The following is a 19,729-nucleotide window of genomic DNA, read 5'->3' as shown; positions in this document are numbered from 1 at the left end:
TGAACTGCGAAAAGACTACTTCTTGGAGACAGCGGCCTTCAGCTTGGAGCCTGCGGTCAGCTTGACGCTGTGGCCGGCTGCAATCTGGATGGTTTCGCCGGTCTGCGGGTTGCGGCCAGTGCGGGCTGCACGGTCGGTGCGCTCAACTGCGAGCCAGCCCGGGATGGTGATCTTCTCGCCGGCGGCGACAGAAGATTCGAAAACCTCGAACAGTGCATCGAGCACGGAGTTGACGGCTGCCTGGCTGGTGCCGGCCTTGCCTGCTACCTCTGCAACAAGTTCACTACGGTTCTTAGCCATGTATGTCCTCCTGGACGCTCTTGATTCTGGAGCCTTCACGCGGCGTGCGTGCAAGCCACTGTTCGAAAACTTACCAGCTTGCACCCATGAGGAGGGCAAATTCCGCGTGTTTCCGCGACTTTTTGACCTAAATCACCGGTATTTCGAGGATTTTCAGCCTTCAGCCGGTCTTCGGCCAGTTTCCTTTCCTTCCGCCGGCTCCTCTGCCCGCGGGAGCCAACGAAACACTTCCTCACATCCTGCCGCCTCGAACCCGATGCCTCCTTACGTCTCGCCGCCTCAAGCCCGGCGCGTCAGGAAAATAGCGGCAGGATCTGAAGGAGGGTCGGTGAAAAACTTGCAGGATCTGAGGGAGCGTTTCAATCGATCGGCTAACCCGGGACGCTGTATCACTTTCTGCGGCTTCTAACCCAACGCGTCATCACATCCTGCCGCCTCAAACCCGACGCTCTCTCAGATCCTGCCGCCTCAGACCAAACCGGCCCTTCGCATTTAGGCATGGTTTGTCTGGTTGATTCGGTAGGGGCGGTGGCCGCCGGCTGCGAGTAGGCATCGGAGTCTGTAGTTGGTGAAGTTGCGGAAGCCGCGGGCTATTCTGCGGGTGGTTTCGATGACCCCATTGATCGCTTCGGTGGGGCCGTTGGAGGCGCCGAAGGTGTCGAAGTAGGCCAGGATCGCTGCCTTCCATTGTTTGAGTGTCCTGCCGAGCCGGGCGACTTCCGGGATCGGGCAGGTCGGGAATTGGGCCATCACCTCGCTGACGAGTTGGCGGCCCTTCTCCGGTCTGGCGTGGTAGATGTTTCGGAGCTTCTGGTAGCACTGCCAGGCCAGGCTGACTTCGTGGTCCGGGTCCCCGAGGGTGAGCTTCGCGTCGAGCCGGGCGGCCTGTTTGTCGGTGAGGTGTTCGGCCCCGATCTGCAAGGTCCGGCGGATGCCGTAGAGCGGATCGCCCTTGCGGCCGCGGTGCCCGAGGGTGTCCTGCTGGACCCGGCGGCGGACCTCATCGACCATGGCTGAGCCTAACTTCACGACATGGAAGGCATCCAGGACGGTGATGGCTTCGGGCAGCTCGTCGCGGATCGCGTTGGCGTAGCCGCGGAAGGGATCCAGCGCAGCCGTTTTGATTCCGGCGGTGAACCCGGTCCCGCGCTCTTTGAGCCAGTCGGCGTAGGCCTTCCCGGACCGGCCCGGGACAAGGTCCAGCAACCTGGCGTGCACCACACCGTGGGCGTCGCGCGTGTGGTCCACGATCCCGGTGACCATGCCGGATCCCGGTGGGCCGATGTGGGACCAGACGTGCTCATCAACCCCGAGCGCGTCCACCCCTGTCAGCCGGTCCGTCGCTGCGATCCGGCGGGAGGCTTCCACTCGGACAGCGTCCCAGATGGTGTGCCACGAAACGCCGAGCTGATGGGCCAGAGCGGAAACCGAGGTGTCGAAACGCTGCAGCGCATCGGTCGCCCACCCGACTGCCCTGGTCGTGAGTTTCGCTCGGGATACCGCCATTGGATGCTCCTCGGTGAACGTCGTTCTGGGGCAGTCAGGGTCCGGGCATCGCCAGACGCGCTTCGCCCAGAGCAGCCGCACCGGCCGGCCGAAACACGGGATGTCGTGGAGCCGGACCGGCCGGCGGCCGTGGCCCACGGCAACGACGCCGCAGTCCGGACAACCGGTGACGTCTTCCCCGGTCTCGACGCCCAGAACGAGGCCGGCCCCGGTCGCCGTGACAGAGCTGATGTGGATGCCCTCAACACCGAGCAGCGTATCCGCGCGCGTGCACCACCGGCCGTGGGAACAAGACATAGAGTTATTCATGTCAGGGTCTCTTTTGGGTATTGGTTTGCTTGGTCGCAACCAATTCAAAGAGGCCCTGACCTCTTTCCTGCCGCACCACGCCGTACCGGAAAACGTCCAACGCCGCGGCGGAAGTCTCAGACCGCCCTAACCACGCTCATCTGCGAAGGGCCACCAAACCCTCCATCAGCTCCTGCCGCCTCAGACCAAACCCTCCATCAGCTCCTGCCGCCTCGAACCAGACCCTTCCTCAGGTCTTGCCGGGTTGACACTGACCCTCCGTCACGTCCCGGCGCCTCGACACAGGCCCTCCCTCGCCTTCCGCTGGCCGCGTGCTGCGGAGAGGATAGGCCGCTTAAATGCGGGAGAGCCCCGACCAGGTGACTGGTTGGGGCTCTCGACCTAATGGTTGTCCGGCGGTGACCTACTCTCCCACACCCTCCCGGGTGCAGTACCATCGGCGCTGTGGGTCTTAGCTTCCGGGTTCGGAATGGGACCGGGCGTTTCCCCCACGCTATGACCGCCGTAACCCTGTTACCCGAACCCCCTTTTTGGCGTGTGCCGGCGGGGGTGGGAAGACTGTGGTTACCAACTTGTGGTGTTGTATTCAGTTATCTTTGGTTCCTGCCAGCAAACCCGCCGGGGGGTTTGTTGGTTGGGAACCACATAGTGGACGCAAGCAGTTGTGTTTCTTGTGAGGGGTCAAGTTGTTGGCCTATTAGTACCGGTCAGCTTCACGAGTCGTTAGTCCTCGCTTCCACATCCGGCCTATCAACCCAGTGGTCTGGCTGGGGGCCTCTCACACAAAAAGTGTATGGAAATCTCATCTTGAAGCGAGCTTCCCGCTTAGATGCTTTCAGCGGTTATCCCATCCGAACGTAGCTAATCAGCGGTGCACTTGGCAGTACAACTGACACACCAGAGGTTCGTCCGTCCCGGTCCTCTCGTACTAAGGACAGCCCTTCTCAAATTTCCTGCGCGCGCAGCGGATAGGGACCGAACTGTCTCACGACGTTCTAAACCCAGCTCGCGTACCGCTTTAATGGGCGAACAGCCCAACCCTTGGGACCTACTCCAGCCCCAGGATGCGACGAGCCGACATCGAGGTGCCAAACCATGCCGTCGATATGGACTCTTGGGCAAGATCAGCCTGTTATCCCCGAGGTACCTTTTATCCGTTGAGCGACGGCCATTCCACAATGTACCGCCGGATCACTAGTCCCGACTTTCGTCCCTGCTCGAGATGTCTCTCTCACAGTCAAGCTCCCTTGTGCACTTACACTCGACACCTGATTGCCAACCAGGCTGAGGGAACCTTTGGGCGCCTCCGTTACTTTTTAGGAGGCAACCGCCCCAGTTAAACTACCCATCAGGCACTGTCCCTGACCCGGATTACGGGCCGAAGTTAGATGTCCAAAGTGACCAGAGTGGTATTTCAACGATGACTCCACCCGAACTGGCGTCCGGGCTTCAACGTCTCCCACCTATCCTACACAAGCCACTCCGAACACCAATACCAAACTATAGTAAAGGTCTCGGGGTCTTTCCGTCCTGCTGCGCGTAACGAGCATCTTTACTCGTACTGCAATTTCGCCGAGTTTATGGTTGAGACAGCGGGGAAGTCGTTACTCCATTCGTGCAGGTCGGAACTTACCCGACAAGGAATTTCGCTACCTTAGGATGGTTATAGTTACCACCGCCGTTTACTGGGGCTTAAATTCTCAGCTTCGCCCTGAAGGGCTAACCGGTCCTCTTAACCTTCCAGCACCGGGCAGGAGTCAGTCCGTATACATCGTCTTGCGACTTCGCACGGACCTGTGTTTTTAGTAAACAGTCGCTTCCCCCTGGTCTCTGCGGCCCCGATCCCCTCCCGGCAGCGTGTGCCGTTCAAGGTTGGGGCCCCCCTTCTCCCGAAGTTACGGGGGCATTTTGCCGAGTTCCTTAACCATAATTCTCTCGATCGCCTTAGTATTCTCTACCTGATCACCTGTGTCGGTTTGGGGTACGGGCGGCTAAAACCTCGCGCCGATGCTTTTCTAGGCAGCATAGGATCACCGAATCCCCCCTTTACGGGAGTCCCGTCAGATCTCAGGCACATGAACAGCGGATTTGCCTACCGTTCGCCCTACATCCTTGGACCGGGACAACCATCGCCCGGCTCGGCTACCTTCCTGCGTCACACCTGTTAATACGCTTGCCTCCCAGGATCAGGTCCCGCGCTCCACCAAAACCCTTCCGTCCAAAGGACGGTCAGGCAGGTCTCGGGCGGTTAGTATCCCCTGTTCAACATGGGCGGTTTTTCGCCGGTACGGGAATATCAACCCGTTGTCCATCGACTACGCCTGTCGGCCTCGCCTTAGGTCCCGACTTACCCAGGGCAGATTAGCTTGACCCTGGAACCCTTGATCATCCGGCGGACGGGTTTCTCACCCGTCTTTCGCTACTCATGCCTGCATTCTCACTCGTGTAGGCTCCACCGCTGGTTTACACCGCGACTTCACCGCCCACACGACGCTCCCCTACCCATCCACACTCCTGAACCACAAAGGCTTAGAACATGTGTGAATGCCACAACTTCGGCGGTGTACTTGAGCCCCGCTACATTGTCGGCGCGGAATCACTTGACCAGTGAGCTATTACGCACTCTTTTAAGGATGGCTGCTTCTAAGCCAACCTCCTGGTTGTCTGAGCAACTCCACATCCTTTCCCACTTAGCACACGCTTAGGGGCCTTAGTTGGTGGTCTGGGCTGTTTCCCTCTCGACTATGAAGCTTATCCCCCACAGTCTCACTGCTGCGCTCTCACTTACCGGCATTCGGAGTTTGGCTGACGTCAGTAACCTTGTAGGGCCCATTAGCCATCCAGTAGCTCTACCTCCGGAAAGAAACACGCAACGCTGCACCTAAATGCATTTCGGGGAGAACCAGCTATCACGAAGTTTGATTGGCCTTTCACCCCTACCCACAGCTCATCCCCTCCATTTTCAACTGAAGTGGGTTCGGTCCTCCACGACGTCTTACCGTCGCTTCAACCTGGCCATGGGTAGATCACTTCGCTTCGGGTCTAGATCACGCCACTGCAACGCCCTGTTCAGACTCGCTTTCGCTACGGCTTCCCCACACGGGTTAACCTCGCGACGTAACACTAACTCGCAGGCTCATTCTTCAAAAGGCACGCCGTCACAACTACAAGGCTGCTCCGACGGATTGTAAGCACACGGTTTCAGGTACTGTTTCACTCCCCTCCCGGGGTACTTTTCACCTTTCCCTCACGGTACTGGTCCGCTATCGGTCATTAGGGAGTATTTAGGCTTATCAGGTGGTCCTGACAGATTCACACGGGATTTCTCGGGCCCCGTGCTACTTGGGATACTCATCAAAGGCGGTGCACAGCATTACGGTTACGGGGCTAACACCCTCTACGGCCGGCCTTTCAAGACCGTTCACCTATACCAGCACCCTCACCTCCCCGGTCCGGCAGAACCAGGACAACAAGTCCCACAACCCCGCCCATGCAACGCCCGCCGGCTATCACACATGGAAACGGTTTAGCCTGATCCGCGTTCGCTCGCCACTACTAACGGAATCACTGTTGTTTTCTCTTCCTGCGGGTACTGAGATGTTTCACTTCCCCGCGTTCCCTCCACGCACCCTATGTGTTCAGATGCGGGTCACCAGGTCACTCACGCGCCTGGCGGGGTTTCCCCATTCGGACACCCTGGGATCACAGTCCGGTTATCGACTCCCCCAGGCTTATCGCAGATTCCTACGTCCTTCTTCGGCTCCTAATGCCAAGGCATCCACCGTGTGCTCTTAAAAACTTGACCACAAAGATCAAAAACATTTTCTCGAGAGAACCACAGAAACCAACCACACACCCACAAGGGCATCCGGCCAGATCCAGGTTCTAATATCTTGGAAATTGCTTCTTATACAAGATGCTCGCGTCCACTATGTAGTTCTCAAACAACAACCCCGTACCACACATCCCACACACACTTTCAGTGCATGCGATCGGTGCAGCCAGGAAACCAGAAACAAACAACCCGGGAAAGAACAACCCCTCCCGGCCCTGTTGCCTCAGGACCCAACAGTGTGCCAAACACCAAACCAAACAACCCCCGCCCCGCCGTTCCAGGACAGCACCCGCAAAGGCACCGACCGTACTAAACCAGGGACAACGAACCGTCCGGCAGCTATTTATTGATATTCCACCCATGAGCACCCGCCACAGAACATCCGTCTGTGCTGCGGGCCTTTACTCCTGACAGCACCAGCCACCAGGCATACACCCGGCCACCATGCTGTAGGTGCTCCTTAGAAAGGAGGTGATCCAGCCGCACCTTCCGGTACGGCTACCTTGTTACGACTTAGTCCCAATCGCCAGTCCCACCTTCGACGGCTCCCTCCCACAAGGGGTTAGGCCACCGGCTTCGGGTGTTACCAACTTTCGTGACTTGACGGGCGGTGTGTACAAGGCCCGGGAACGTATTCACCGCAGCGTTGCTGATCTGCGATTACTAGCGACTCCGACTTCATGGGGTCGAGTTGCAGACCCCAATCCGAACTGAGACCGGCTTTTTGGGATTAGCTCCACCTCACAGTATCGCAACCCTTTGTACCGGCCATTGTAGCATGCGTGAAGCCCAAGACATAAGGGGCATGATGATTTGACGTCGTCCCCACCTTCCTCCGAGTTGACCCCGGCAGTCTCCCATGAGTCCCCACCATCACGTGCTGGCAACATGGAACGAGGGTTGCGCTCGTTGCGGGACTTAACCCAACATCTCACGACACGAGCTGACGACAACCATGCACCACCTGTGAACCGGCCCCAAAAGGAGAAACCACATTTCTGCGGCGATCCGGTCCATGTCAAGCCTTGGTAAGGTTCTTCGCGTTGCATCGAATTAATCCGCATGCTCCGCCGCTTGTGCGGGCCCCCGTCAATTCCTTTGAGTTTTAGCCTTGCGGCCGTACTCCCCAGGCGGGGCACTTAATGCGTTAGCTACGGCGCGGAAAACGTGGAATGTCCCCCACACCTAGTGCCCAACGTTTACGGCATGGACTACCAGGGTATCTAATCCTGTTCGCTCCCCATGCTTTCGCTCCTCAGCGTCAGTTAATGCCCAGAGACCTGCCTTCGCCATCGGTGTTCCTCCTGATATCTGCGCATTTCACCGCTACACCAGGAATTCCAGTCTCCCCTACATCACTCTAGTCTGCCCGTACCCACCGCAGATCCGGAGTTGAGCCCCGGACTTTCACGGCAGACGCGACAAACCGCCTACGAGCTCTTTACGCCCAATAATTCCGGATAACGCTTGCGCCCTACGTATTACCGCGGCTGCTGGCACGTAGTTAGCCGGCGCTTCTTCTGCAGGTACCGTCACTTTCGCTTCTTCCCTACTGAAAGAGGTTTACAACCCGAAGGCCGTCATCCCTCACGCGGCGTCGCTGCATCAGGCTTGCGCCCATTGTGCAATATTCCCCACTGCTGCCTCCCGTAGGAGTCTGGGCCGTGTCTCAGTCCCAGTGTGGCCGGTCACCCTCTCAGGCCGGCTACCCGTCGTCGCCTTGGTAAGCCATTACCTCACCAACAAGCTGATAGGCCGCGAGTCCATCCAAAACCGCAAAAGCTTTCCACCCCCCACCATGCGATGAGGAGTCATATCCGGTATTAGACCCAGTTTCCCAGGCTTATCCCAGAGTCAAGGGCAGGTTACTCACGTGTTACTCACCCGTTCGCCACTAATCCCCGGTGCAAGCACCGGATCATCGTTCGACTTGCATGTGTTAAGCACGCCGCCAGCGTTCATCCTGAGCCAGGATCAAACTCTCCGTTGAAGTAAAACAGACACAACCAGGCACAATGGAAATAACACCACACCCGGCTGCACAAAATTTGAAACCAGCCAAAACACCAGACCACACCACGGGGGTGGGCGGCCCGGCAATTCAACCAATCAATAAAAAATCGGTATCAATAAACTTGGCACACTATTGAGTTCTCAAACAACAGACACACCCGGCACCACCCAAACCAACGTTCAGGATCGCTCCGGAGCAACTTTTCAAACTTACCCGGTTTCACTCCCCGACGCAAATCCGTGTCTCAGGATTCTCATCAGCAGGAAAACCAGCCCCACCACACCCAAGCAACCCAAAGAGTCACTGGATTCCGGTCTTGATTTCGGGGATTTGGCCGCCCACGGTTACCAGCTCTTCGCTGTCTCCCTCGCGGCGACTCAGAAAACAATACACCCACCCCACCCCCACCGCAACCCAACCAAAAACGCGCAGGACGCACAGCAAAACCCTTGAATTACCGGGGTTCTTGGGCCGTCCACGGCGGTCAACCGGGTCATCACGGCCCGAATCAGTTTTATGGACCGCGTCACAGTAGGGCATGCTGGCCCGGGCCGGCGGCTGTTGACCCCGTTCACCCGGAGGCCTCCCGGCCAACCGGACGTCCTGGCTGCTGGCCCGATGCCGACAGCCCGCAGCATGTCCGCCCACAACACGGCCTCCACAAACCACAGTCCCGATACGTCCGGAAGCTGCTGTGGATGAAGTTCCTCACCAAAACATCCGGGACTGAAACCTGGGAACCAAACAGCCGGCGTCAGCGGCCTGAACAGCCACGGCCACCGCCACCCGGCCTGGAGCGCGGTGGGGATAACGGCGGGGGATATAGGGATGAAGGATCTGCAGAACGGTGCCGGCGGAGCTGCCGGCACGGCCGGTTGTGGAGCCACCACCGCTCATTCGCACCGCGGTCAGTAGTTGACGCACCGGCTGGCAGTTGCCTCCCGGGAGCCGGAACATCCCGACGGGCGGCGGCCCTAAACGGCTCAGGCCCCGACCTGACTTGGCTCATTTCCTTAGTGCGTGAAATTTTGGCTCCTGGATCGCGTCGAGGATGGCTTGCTGTTCCGTGTTGATGTCGGGGGCGAACCTCTGAGTGGTGCCGTTGATGGCGATGGTCGCCGAGCGCAGCGGCCGGAGTTGCTTAATGACGTTGGCAACCGCCAGTCCGGTTCTGTTCTGGATGGTTCTGGAGACGGCCAGCGCGGTGAACACAATCGTCAGGTGTGCCTCGATGGCGTCGCGGGTGCGGTGGAACATGGGCCTGGCCCTGAGGTCTGTTTTGCTCATCCGGAAGGACTGCTCGACGTGCCACAGGTCGTGGTAGGAACCGATGACCTCCCCTGCAGCCATGACCGTTGCCGGGATGTTGGTTACGTAGCCTTTCAGGCCGGCCAGCTGCCGGGCGCGCGTCAGAGATGCCTCGTCGAGGCTGCGTTTGCCGCCCGAGGTCTTCACGAAGCGTGGAGTCCGGGCCGCTTTCTGTCCCTCGATCACCTCGCGGGCTCGGTTCTCCTGGGCGGTGAGGGTCGTGGCGTCTCGGACCGCTCTCTTCCTCGAGTAGGCCCATACCGCCCGCCATGAACCGGGGTCCCAGACGGGTTCGGCGCGCAGGTCGGGGTTATTCTCCTTCGTGTGGCCGGTTCTGGGTGTGATCGTGTCGATCAGCTGCCCGTCGGTGAACGCGTCGCCGTGCCAGCGGAAGTGCGAGGCCAGGCCGGTCGGTGCCTTCGTCATCCGGGAGCCGACGATGAACCGCAGGTTCGCCTCGTCCAGTTCGCGCAGATTGCCCGCGGAGACCATGCCGGCATCGGCCACGACGACCATGTCGGCCAGGTGGTGGCGGGCCTGGAACTGCTTGATGATCGGGATCATGGTCGAGGTTTCGGCCTTGTTGCCTTCGAAGCAGCCGATCTCCAGCGGGAACCCGCCGCGGTCCACGAGCAGGTCGACGACGATCTGGGGATCGACGCAGCGTTCCTTGGAGTACCCGACCTTCCGCAGCTCGTCTTCCTTTTCGGCCTCGAAGTAGAGGGTGGTGACGTCGTAGAGCACCAGGGAAATGTCGCCGCTGGTGCTGGCGTGCTGGAAGCACCAGGTCGCGATCCGGTCCCGGTACTTGCCCGCAGCCGCGCGGCCGAGGGTGCGCTTCATCGTTGCGTAGCTGGCCGCGGGTTGGCCCAGGTCCCGCAGAACTCTGCCGGCGTCCAGCAGCGATGTCGGTTCGACGACCCGGGCGATCACCAGGTCGCGGAACACCTCATCATCCAGCCCATCAAACCCCAACGCTGTGAACACGCCGGCCAGCGCGTCGGACAGGATCCTGGAGTCGGTGCCGACCACCCGTCCGGGACCGTCACGACCGGCTGACGTCGCCGCGTCGGGAACGGTGAACAGACCCGGATCGCCGACCGGGGTAACGAGGCCTTTCACCGGAGGCGTTGGCTCGATACCGAGATCGAGGACGCCCTGGGCAGGGTTGGCCAGCAGTTCCCGGGCGCGCTCGAGCAGCATGCCGAGTTCGGCCTCCGTATGCGCCGAGCCGATGTGTTCCGCCTGACTTGGCTCATTTCTTTAGTGCGTGAAATTTTGGCTTTTGGATCGCGTCGAGGACGGCTTGCTGCTCGGTGTTGATGTCGGGGGCGAACCTCTGACCTGACTTGGCTCATTTCCTTAGTGCGTGACTTTTTGGGCCGTGAATCGCGTCGAGGATGGCTTGCTGCTCTGCGCTGATGTCGGGAGCGAATCGTTGTGTGGTGCCGTTGATGGCGATGGTCGCTGAGCGCAGGGGCCGGAGCTGCTTGATGACGTTGGCGACCGCGAGCCCGGTTCTGTTCTGGATGGTTCGGGAGACGGCCAGCGCGGTGAACACGATCGTCAGGTGTGCCTCGATTGCGTCGCGGGTGCGGTGGAACATGGGTCTGGCCCGGAGGTCTGTTTTGCTCATCCGGAAGGACTGCTCGACGTGCCAGAGGTCGTGGTAAGAACCGATGACTTCCGTAGCCGTCATGACGTTAGCGGGGATGTTCGTGACGTAGCCTTTCAGGCCGGCGAGTTGCCGGGCTCGTGTCAGTGATGCCTCGTCGAGGCATCGTTTGCCGCCGGCGGTCTTGACGAAGCGCGGGGTCCGGGCCGCTTTCTGTCCCTCGATGACCTCGCGGGCCCGGTTCTCCTGGGCCGTGAGGGTGGTCGCGTCGCGGACCGCTCTCTTGCGGGAGTAGGCCCACACCGCCCGCCAAGAGCCGGGATTCGTGGCGGGGTCCCAGACGGGTTCGGCACGGAGGTCGGGGTTGTTCTCCTTCGTGTGGCCGGTTCTGGGTGTGATGGTGTCGATCAGTTGCCCGTCGGTGAACGCGTCGCCGTGCCAGCGGAAGTGCGAGGCCAGGTCGGTGGGGGCCTTGGTCATCCGGGAGCCGACGATGAACCGCAGGTTCGCCTCGTCCAGTTCGCGCAGATTGCCCGCGGAGACCATGCCGGCATCGGCCACGACGACCATGTCGGCCAGCTGGTGGCGGGCCTGGAACTGCTTGATGATCGGGATCATGGTCGCGGTCTCGGCCTTGTTGCCTTCAAAGCAGCCGATCTCCAGCGGGAACCCGCCCCGGTCAACGAGCAGGCCGACGACGATCTGGGGATCGACGCAGCGTTCCTTGGAATAGCCGACCTTTCGCAGCTCGTCTTCCTTCTCGGCCTCGAAGTAGAGCGTGGTGACGTCGTAGAGCACCAGGGAAATGTCGCCGCTGGTGCTGGCGTGCTGGAAGCACCAGGTCGCGATCCGGTCCCGGTACTTGCCCGCAGCCGCGCGGCCGAGGGTTCGTTTCATCGTCGCGTAGCTGGCCGCGGATTGGCCCAGGTCCCGCAGGACTCTCCCGGCATCCAGCAGCGATGTCGGTTCGACCACCCGGGCGATCACCAGGTCCCGGAACACCTCATCATCCAGCCCATCAAACCCCAACGCCGTGAACACGCCGGCCAGCGCATCGAACAGGATCCTGGAGTCCGTGCCGACCACACGTCCGGGACCGTCACGATCGGCTGATACCGCCGCGTCAGGAACGGTGAACAGACCCGAATCGCCGACCGGGGCGACCAGGCCTTTCACCGAAGGCGTGGGCTCGATACCGAGCTCGAGGACGCCCTGGGCAGGGTTGTCCAGCAGCTCACGGGCGCGCTGCAGCAGCATGCCGAGTTCGGCCTCCGTATGCGCCGAGCCGACGTGCTCCACAATCCGCTGCCGGCCACGGACGTACTCGGCGATCTGCACGGCCGTCGCTCCCGAGGCCGTCCGCACCCTCCTGATGAACGCCACACCGTGACACTAAAACAAAACCCCTTAGTGCGTGAAAAAGCACCATTCCGCCGACATCACCGCAGGTCAGAGCGTTGCGCGACCGCGAAACCACGACCCGTGAGCCAACTCAGGCCGACGGGCGGCGGCCCTAAACGGGCCCTTCGCATTTAGGCATGGTTTGTCTGGTTGATTCGGTAGGGGCGGTGGCCGCCGGCTGCGAGTAGGCATCGGAGTCTGTAGTTGGTGAAGTTGCGGAAGCCGCGGGCTATTCTGCGGGTGGTTTCGATGACCCCATTGATCGCTTCGGTGGGGCCGTTGGAGGCGCCGAAGGTGTCGAAGTAGGCCAGGATCGCTGCCTTCCATTGTTTGAGTGTCCTGCCGAGCCGGGCGACTTCCGGGATCGGGCAGGTCGGGAATTGGGCCATCACCTCGCTGACGAGTTGGCGGCCCTTCTCCGGTCTGGCGTGGTAGATGTTTCGGAGCTTCTGGTAGCACTGCCAGGCCAGGCTGACTTCGTGGTCCGGGTCCCCGAGGGTGAGCTTCGCGTCGAGCCGGGCGGCCTGTTTGTCGGTGAGGTGTTCGGCCCCGATCTGCAAGGTCCGGCGGATGCCGTAGAGCGGATCGCCCTTGCGGCCGCGGTGCCCGAGGGTGTCCTGCTGGACCCGGCGGCGGACCTCATCGACCATGGCTGAGCCTAACTTCACGACATGGAAGGCATCCAGGACGGTGATGGCTTCGGGCAGCTCGTCGCGGATCGCGTTGGCGTAGCCGCGGAAGGGATCCAGCGCAGCCGTTTTGATTCCGGCGGTGAACCCGGTCCCGCGCTCTTTGAGCCAGTCGGCGTAGGCCTTCCCGGACCGGCCCGGGACAAGGTCCAGCAACCTGGCGTGCACCACACCGTGGGCGTCGCGCGTGTGGTCCACGATCCCGGTGACCATGCCGGATCCCGGTGGGCCGATGTGGGACCAGACGTGCTCATCAACCCCGAGCGCGTCCACCCCTGTCAGCCGGTCCGTCGCTGCGATCCGGCGGGAGGCTTCCACTCGGACAGCGTCCCAGATGGTGTGCCACGAAACGCCGAGCTGATGGGCCAGAGCGGAAACCGAGGTGTCGAAACGCTGCAGCGCATCGGTCGCCCACCCGACTGCCCTGGTCGTGAGTTTCGCTCGGGATACCGCCATTGGATGCTCCTCGGTGAACGTCGTTCTGGGGCAGTCAGGGTCCGGGCATCGCCAGACGCGCTTCGCCCAGAGCAGCCGCACCGGCCGGCCGAAACACGGGATGTCGTGGAGCCGGACCGGCCGGCGGCCGTGGCCCACGGCAACGACGCCGCAGTCCGGACAACCGGTGACGTCTTCCCCGGTCTCGACGCCCAGAACGAGGCCGGCCCCGGTCGCCGTGACAGAGCTGATGTGGATGCCCTCAACACCGAGCAGCGTATCCGCGCGCGTGCACCACCGGCCGTGGGAACAAGACATAGAGTTATTCATGTCAGGGTCTCTTTTGGGTATTGGTTTGCTTGGTCGCAACCAATTCAAAGAGGCCCTGACCTCTTTCCTGCCGCACCACGCCGTACCGGAAAACGTCCAACGCCGCGGCGGAAGTCTCAGACCGCCCTAACCACGCTCATCTGCGAAGGGCCCGTAAACGGCTCAGGCCCCGACGCAGATGTCGGGGCCTGAGGGCCGGGGAGAGTGGTGTTTTAAATGCGGGAGAGCCCCGACCAATTGCTTGGTTGGGGCTCTCGACCTAATGGTTGTCCGGCGGTGACCTACTCTCCCACACCCTCCCGGGTGCAGTACCATCGGCGCTGTGGGTCTTAGCTTCCGGGTTCGGAATGGGACCGGGCGTTTCCCCCACGCTATGACCGCCGTAACCCTGTTACCCGAACCCCCTTTTTGGCGTGTGCCGGCGGGGGTGGGAAGACTGTGGTTACCAACTTGTGGTGTTGTATTCAGTTATCTTTGGTTCCTGCCAGGCAAACCCGGGGGGTTTGTTGGTTGGGAACCACATAGTGGACGCAAGCAGTTGTGTTTCTTGTGAGGGGTCAAGTTGTTGGCCTATTAGTACCGGTCAGCTTCACGAGTCGTTAGTCCTCGCTTCCACATCCGGCCTATCAACCCAGTGGTCTGGCTGGGGGCCTCTCACACAAAAAGTGTATGGAAATCTCATCTTGAAGCGAGCTTCCCGCTTAGATGCTTTCAGCGGTTATCCCATCCGAACGTAGCTAATCAGCGGTGCACTTGGCAGTACAACTGACACACCAGAGGTTCGTCCGTCCCGGTCCTCTCGTACTAAGGACAGCCCTTCTCAAATTTCCTGCGCGCGCAGCGGATAGGGACCGAACTGTCTCACGACGTTCTAAACCCAGCTCGCGTACCGCTTTAATGGGCGAACAGCCCAACCCTTGGGACCTACTCCAGCCCCAGGATGCGACGAGCCGACATCGAGGTGCCAAACCATGCCGTCGATATGGACTCTTGGGCAAGATCAGCCTGTTATCCCCGAGGTACCTTTTATCCGTTGAGCGACGGCCATTCCACAATGTACCGCCGGATCACTAGTCCCGACTTTCGTCCCTGCTCGAGATGTCTCTCTCACAGTCAAGCTCCCTTGTGCACTTACACTCGACACCTGATTGCCAACCAGGCTGAGGGAACCTTTGGGCGCCTCCGTTACTTTTTAGGAGGCAACCGCCCCAGTTAAACTACCCATCAGGCACTGTCCCTGACCCGGATTACGGGCCGAAGTTAGATGTCCAAAGTGACCAGAGTGGTATTTCAACGATGACTCCACCCGAACTGGCGTCCGGGCTTCAACGTCTCCCACCTATCCTACACAAGCCACTCCGAACACCAATACCAAACTATAGTAAAGGTCTCGGGGTCTTTCCGTCCTGCTGCGCGTAACGAGCATCTTTACTCGTACTGCAATTTCGCCGAGTTTATGGTTGAGACAGCGGGGAAGTCGTTACTCCATTCGTGCAGGTCGGAACTTACCCGACAAGGAATTTCGCTACCTTAGGATGGTTATAGTTACCACCGCCGTTTACTGGGGCTTAAATTCTCAGCTTCGCCCTGAAGGGCTAACCGGTCCTCTTAACCTTCCAGCACCGGGCAGGAGTCAGTCCGTATACATCGTCTTGCGACTTCGCACGGACCTGTGTTTTTAGTAAACAGTCGCTTCCCCCTGGTCTCTGCGGCCCCGATCCCCTCCCGGCAGCGTGTGCCGTTCAAGGTTGGGGCCCCCCTTCTCCCGAAGTTACGGGGGCATTTTGCCGAGTTCCTTAACCATAATTCTCTCGATCGCCTTAGTATTCTCTACCTGATCACCTGTGTCGGTTTGGGGTACGGGCGGCTAAAACCTCGCGCCGATGCTTTTCTAGGCAGCATAGGATCACCGAATCCCCCCTTTACGGGAGTCCCGTCAGATCTCAGGCACATGAACAGCGGATTTGCCTACCGTTCGCCCTACATCCTTGGACCGGGACAACCATCGCCCGGCTCGGCTACCTTCCTGCGTCACACCTGTTAATACGCTTGCCTCCCAGGATCAGGTCCCGCGCTCCACCAAAACCCTTCCGTCCAAAGGACGGTCAGGCAGGTCTCGGGCGGTTAGTATCCCCTGTTCAACATGGGCGGTTTTTCGCCGGTACGGGAATATCAACCCGTTGTCCATCGACTACGCCTGTCGGCCTCGCCTTAGGTCCCGACTTACCCAGGGCAGATTAGCTTGACCCTGGAACCCTTGATCATCCGGCGGACGGGTTTCTCACCCGTCTTTCGCTACTCATGCCTGCATTCTCACTCGTGTAGGCTCCACCGCTGGTTTACACCGCGACTTCACCGCCCACACGACGCTCCCCTACCCATCCACACTCCTGAACCACAAAGGCTTAGAACATGTGTGAATGCCACAACTTCGGCGGTGTACTTGAGCCCCGCTACATTGTCGGCGCGGAATCACTTGACCAGTGAGCTATTACGCACTCTTTTAAGGATGGCTGCTTCTAAGCCAACCTCCTGGTTGTCTGAGCAACTCCACATCCTTTCCCACTTAGCACACGCTTAGGGGCCTTAGTTGGTGGTCTGGGCTGTTTCCCTCTCGACTATGAAGCTTATCCCCCACAGTCTCACTGCTGCGCTCTCACTTACCGGCATTCGGAGTTTGGCTGACGTCAGTAACCTTGTAGGGCCCATTAGCCATCCAGTAGCTCTACCTCCGGAAAGAAACACGCAACGCTGCACCTAAATGCATTTCGGGGAGAACCAGCTATCACGAAGTTTGATTGGCCTTTCACCCCTACCCACAGCTCATCCCCTCCATTTTCAACTGAAGTGGGTTCGGTCCTCCACGACGTCTTACCGTCGCTTCAACCTGGCCATGGGTAGATCACTTCGCTTCGGGTCTAGATCACGCCACTGCAACGCCCTGTTCAGACTCGCTTTCGCTACGGCTTCCCCACACGGGTTAACCTCGCGACGTAACACTAACTCGCAGGCTCATTCTTCAAAAGGCACGCCGTCACAACTACAAGGCTGCTCCGACGGATTGTAAGCACACGGTTTCAGGTACTGTTTCACTCCCCTCCCGGGGTACTTTTCACCTTTCCCTCACGGTACTGGTCCGCTATCGGTCATTAGGGAGTATTTAGGCTTATCAGGTGGTCCTGACAGATTCACACGGGATTTCTCGGGCCCCGTGCTACTTGGGATACTCATCAAAGGCGGTGCACAGCATTACGGTTACGGGGCTAACACCCTCTACGGCCGGCCTTTCAAGACCGTTCACCTATACCAGCACCCTCACCTCCCCGGTCCGGCAGAACCAGGACAACAAGTCCCACAACCCCGCCCATGCAACGCCCGCCGGCTATCACACATGGAAACGGTTTAGCCTGATCCGCGTTCGCTCGCCACTACTAACGGAATCACTGTTGTTTTCTCTTCCTGCGGGTACTGAGATGTTTCACTTCCCCGCGTTCCCTCCACGCACCCTATGTGTTCAGATGCGGGTCACCAGGTCACTCACGCGCCTGGCGGGGTTTCCCCATTCGGACACCCTGGGATCACAGTCCGGTTATCGACTCCCCCAGGCTTATCGCAGATTCCTACGTCCTTCTTCGGCTCCTAATGCCAAGGCATCCACCGTGTGCTCTTAAAAACTTGACCACAAAGATCAAAAACATTTTCTCGAGAGAACCACAGAAACCAACCACACACCCACAAGGGCATCCGGCCAGATCCAGGTTCTAATATCTTGGAAATTGCTTCTTATACAAGATGCTCGCGTCCACTATGTAGTTCTCAAACAACAACCCCGTACCACACATCCCACACACACTTTCAGTGCATGCGATCGGTGCAGCCAGGAAACCAGAAACAAACAACCCGGGAAAGAACAACCCCTCCCGGCCCTGTTGCCTCAGGACCCAACAGTGTGCCAAACACCAAACCAAACAACCCCCGCCCCGCCGTTCCAGGACAGCACCCGCAAAGGCACCGACCGTACTAAACCAGGGACAACGAACCGTCCGGCAGCTATTTATTGATATTCCACCCATGAGCACCCGCCACAGAACATCCGTCTGTGCTGCGGGCCTTTACTCCTGACAGCACCAGCCACCAGGCATACACCCGGCCACCATGCTGTAGGTGCTCCTTAGAAAGGAGGTGATCCAGCCGCACCTTCCGGTACGGCTACCTTGTTACGACTTAGTCCCAATCGCCAGTCCCACCTTCGACGGCTCCCTCCCACAAGGGGTTAGGCCACCGGCTTCGGGTGTTACCAACTTTCGTGACTTGACGGGCGGTGTGTACAAGGCCCGGGAACGTATTCACCGCAGCGTTGCTGATCTGCGATTACTAGCGACTCCGACTTCATGGGGTCGAGTTGCAGACCCCAATCCGAACTGAGACCGGCTTTTTGGGATTAGCTCCACCTCACAGTATCGCAACCCTTTGTACCGGCCATTGTAGCATGCGTGAAGCCCAAGACATAAGGGGCATGATGATTTGACGTCGTCCCCACCTTCCTCCGAGTTGACCCCGGCAGTCTCCCATGAGTCCCCACCATCACGTGCTGGCAACATGGAACGAGGGTTGCGCTCGTTGCGGGACTTAACCCAACATCTCACGACACGAGCTGACGACAACCATGCACCACCTGTGAACCGGCCCCAAAAGGAGAAACCACATTTCTGCGGCGATCCGGTCCATGTCAAGCCTTGGTAAGGTTCTTCGCGTTGCATCGAATTAATCCGCATGCTCCGCCGCTTGTGCGGGCCCCCGTCAATTCCTTTGAGTTTTAGCCTTGCGGCCGTACTCCCCAGGCGGGGCACTTAATGCGTTAGCTACGGCGCGGAAAACGTGGAATGTCCCCCACACCTAGTGCCCAACGTTTACGGCATGGACTACCAGGGTATCTAATCCTGTTCGCTCCCCATGCTTTCGCTCCTCAGCGTCAGTTAATGCCCAGAGACCTGCCTTCGCCATCGGTGTTCCTCCTGATATCTGCGCATTTCACCGCTACACCAGGAATTCCAGTCTCCCCTACATCACTCTAGTCTGCCCGTACCCACCGCAGATCCGGAGTTGAGCCCCGGACTTTCACGGCAGACGCGACAAACCGCCTACGAGCTCTTTACGCCCAATAATTCCGGATAACGCTTGCGCCCTACGTATTACCGCGGCTGCTGGCACGTAGTTAGCCGGCGCTTCTTCTGCAGGTACCGTCACTTTCGCTTCTTCCCTACTGAAAGAGGTTTACAACCCGAAGGCCGTCATCCCTCACGCGGCGTCGCTGCATCAGGCTTGCGCCCATTGTGCAATATTCCCCACTGCTGCCTCCCGTAGGAGTCTGGGCCGTGTCTCAGTCCCAGTGTGGCCGGTCACCCTCTCAGGCCGGCTACCCGTCGTCGCCTTGGTAAGCCATTACCTCACCAACAAGCTGATAGGCCGCGAGTCCATCCAAAACCGCAAAAGCTTTCCACCCCCCACCATGCGATGAGGAGTCATATCCGGTATTAGACCCAGTTTCCCAGGCTTATCCCAGAGTCAAGGGCAGGTTACTCACGTGTTACTCACCCGTTCGCCACTAATCCCCGGTGCAAGCACCGGATCATCGTTCGACTTGCATGTGTTAAGCACGCCGCCAGCGTTCATCCTGAGCCAGGATCAAACTCTCCGTTGAAGTAAAACAGACACAACCAGGCACAATGGAAATAACACCACACCCGGCTGCACAAAATTTGAAACCAGCCAAAACACCAGACCACACCACGGGGGTGGGCGGCCCGGCAATTCAACCAATCAATAAAAAATCGGTATCAATAAACTTGGCACACTATTGAGTTCTCAAACAACAGACACACCCGGCACCACCCAAACCAACGTTCAGGATCGCTCCGGAGCAACTTTTCAAACTTACCCGGTTTCACTCCCCGACGCAAATCCGTGTCTCAGGATTCTCATCAGCA

General features: G+C 59.4%; 4 protein-coding genes, 6 rRNA genes and 1 pseudogene. All 11 read right to left on the bottom strand.

The genetic code is table 11. The features are described 5' to 3' along the window. Window positions 1–15 precede the first annotated feature (15 nt). Entirely contained in the window at window positions 16–300 is a 285-nt protein-coding gene (locus BWQ92_RS11600) for an HU family DNA-binding protein (protein ID WP_076799663.1), read from the bottom strand. A gap of 492 nt (window positions 301–792) precedes the next feature. Next, window positions 793–2,115 (bottom strand): ISL3 family transposase, encoded by a 1,323-nt coding sequence (locus BWQ92_RS11595; RefSeq protein ID WP_157365141.1) that lies wholly within the window; start codon window positions 2,113–2,115, stop codon window positions 793–795. A gap of 390 nt (window positions 2,116–2,505) precedes the next feature. Beyond that, window positions 2,506–2,622 (bottom strand): 5S ribosomal RNA (gene rrf, locus BWQ92_RS11590). A gap of 170 nt (window positions 2,623–2,792) precedes the next feature. After that, window positions 2,793–5,920: ribosomal RNA gene (locus BWQ92_RS11585) — 23S ribosomal RNA — on the bottom strand. Window positions 5,921–6,414: 494 nt separating this feature from the next. Continuing rightward, window positions 6,415–7,940: ribosomal RNA gene (locus BWQ92_RS11580) — 16S ribosomal RNA — on the bottom strand. The 16S, 23S and 5S rRNA genes sit together here, the layout of an rRNA operon. A 1,029-nt stretch (window positions 7,941–8,969) precedes the next feature. Beyond that, window positions 8,970–10,511 (bottom strand): annotated as a pseudogene (locus BWQ92_RS11575) (IS1634 family transposase); the annotation flags it as partial. A gap of 115 nt (window positions 10,512–10,626) precedes the next feature. Further along, window positions 10,627–12,270 (bottom strand): IS1634 family transposase, encoded by a 1,644-nt coding sequence (locus tag BWQ92_RS11570; RefSeq protein WP_076799662.1) that lies wholly within the window; start codon window positions 12,268–12,270, stop codon window positions 10,627–10,629. A 149-nt stretch (window positions 12,271–12,419) separates the two neighbouring features. Further along, window positions 12,420–13,742: an ISL3 family transposase gene (locus BWQ92_RS11565; RefSeq protein ID WP_157365141.1), complete on the bottom strand. Its 1,323-nt coding sequence runs from the start codon at window positions 13,740–13,742 to the stop codon at window positions 12,420–12,422. 268 nt (window positions 13,743–14,010) lie between these two features. Further along, window positions 14,011–14,127, bottom strand: a 5S ribosomal RNA gene (gene rrf, locus BWQ92_RS11560). A gap of 168 nt (window positions 14,128–14,295) precedes the next feature. After that, a 23S ribosomal RNA gene (locus tag BWQ92_RS11555) occupies window positions 14,296–17,423 on the bottom strand. Between the two features lie 494 nt (window positions 17,424–17,917). Further along, window positions 17,918–19,443 (bottom strand): 16S ribosomal RNA (locus BWQ92_RS11550). Window positions 19,444–19,729 lie beyond the last annotated feature (286 nt).

The sequence above is a fragment of the Arthrobacter sp. QXT-31 genome (assembly GCF_001969265.1).
In the GTDB taxonomy this organism is placed as follows: domain Bacteria; phylum Actinomycetota; class Actinomycetes; order Actinomycetales; family Micrococcaceae; genus Arthrobacter.
The sequence above is the reverse complement of the archived record's forward strand: the minus strand, read 5'-3'. Positions and strand labels throughout refer to the sequence as shown.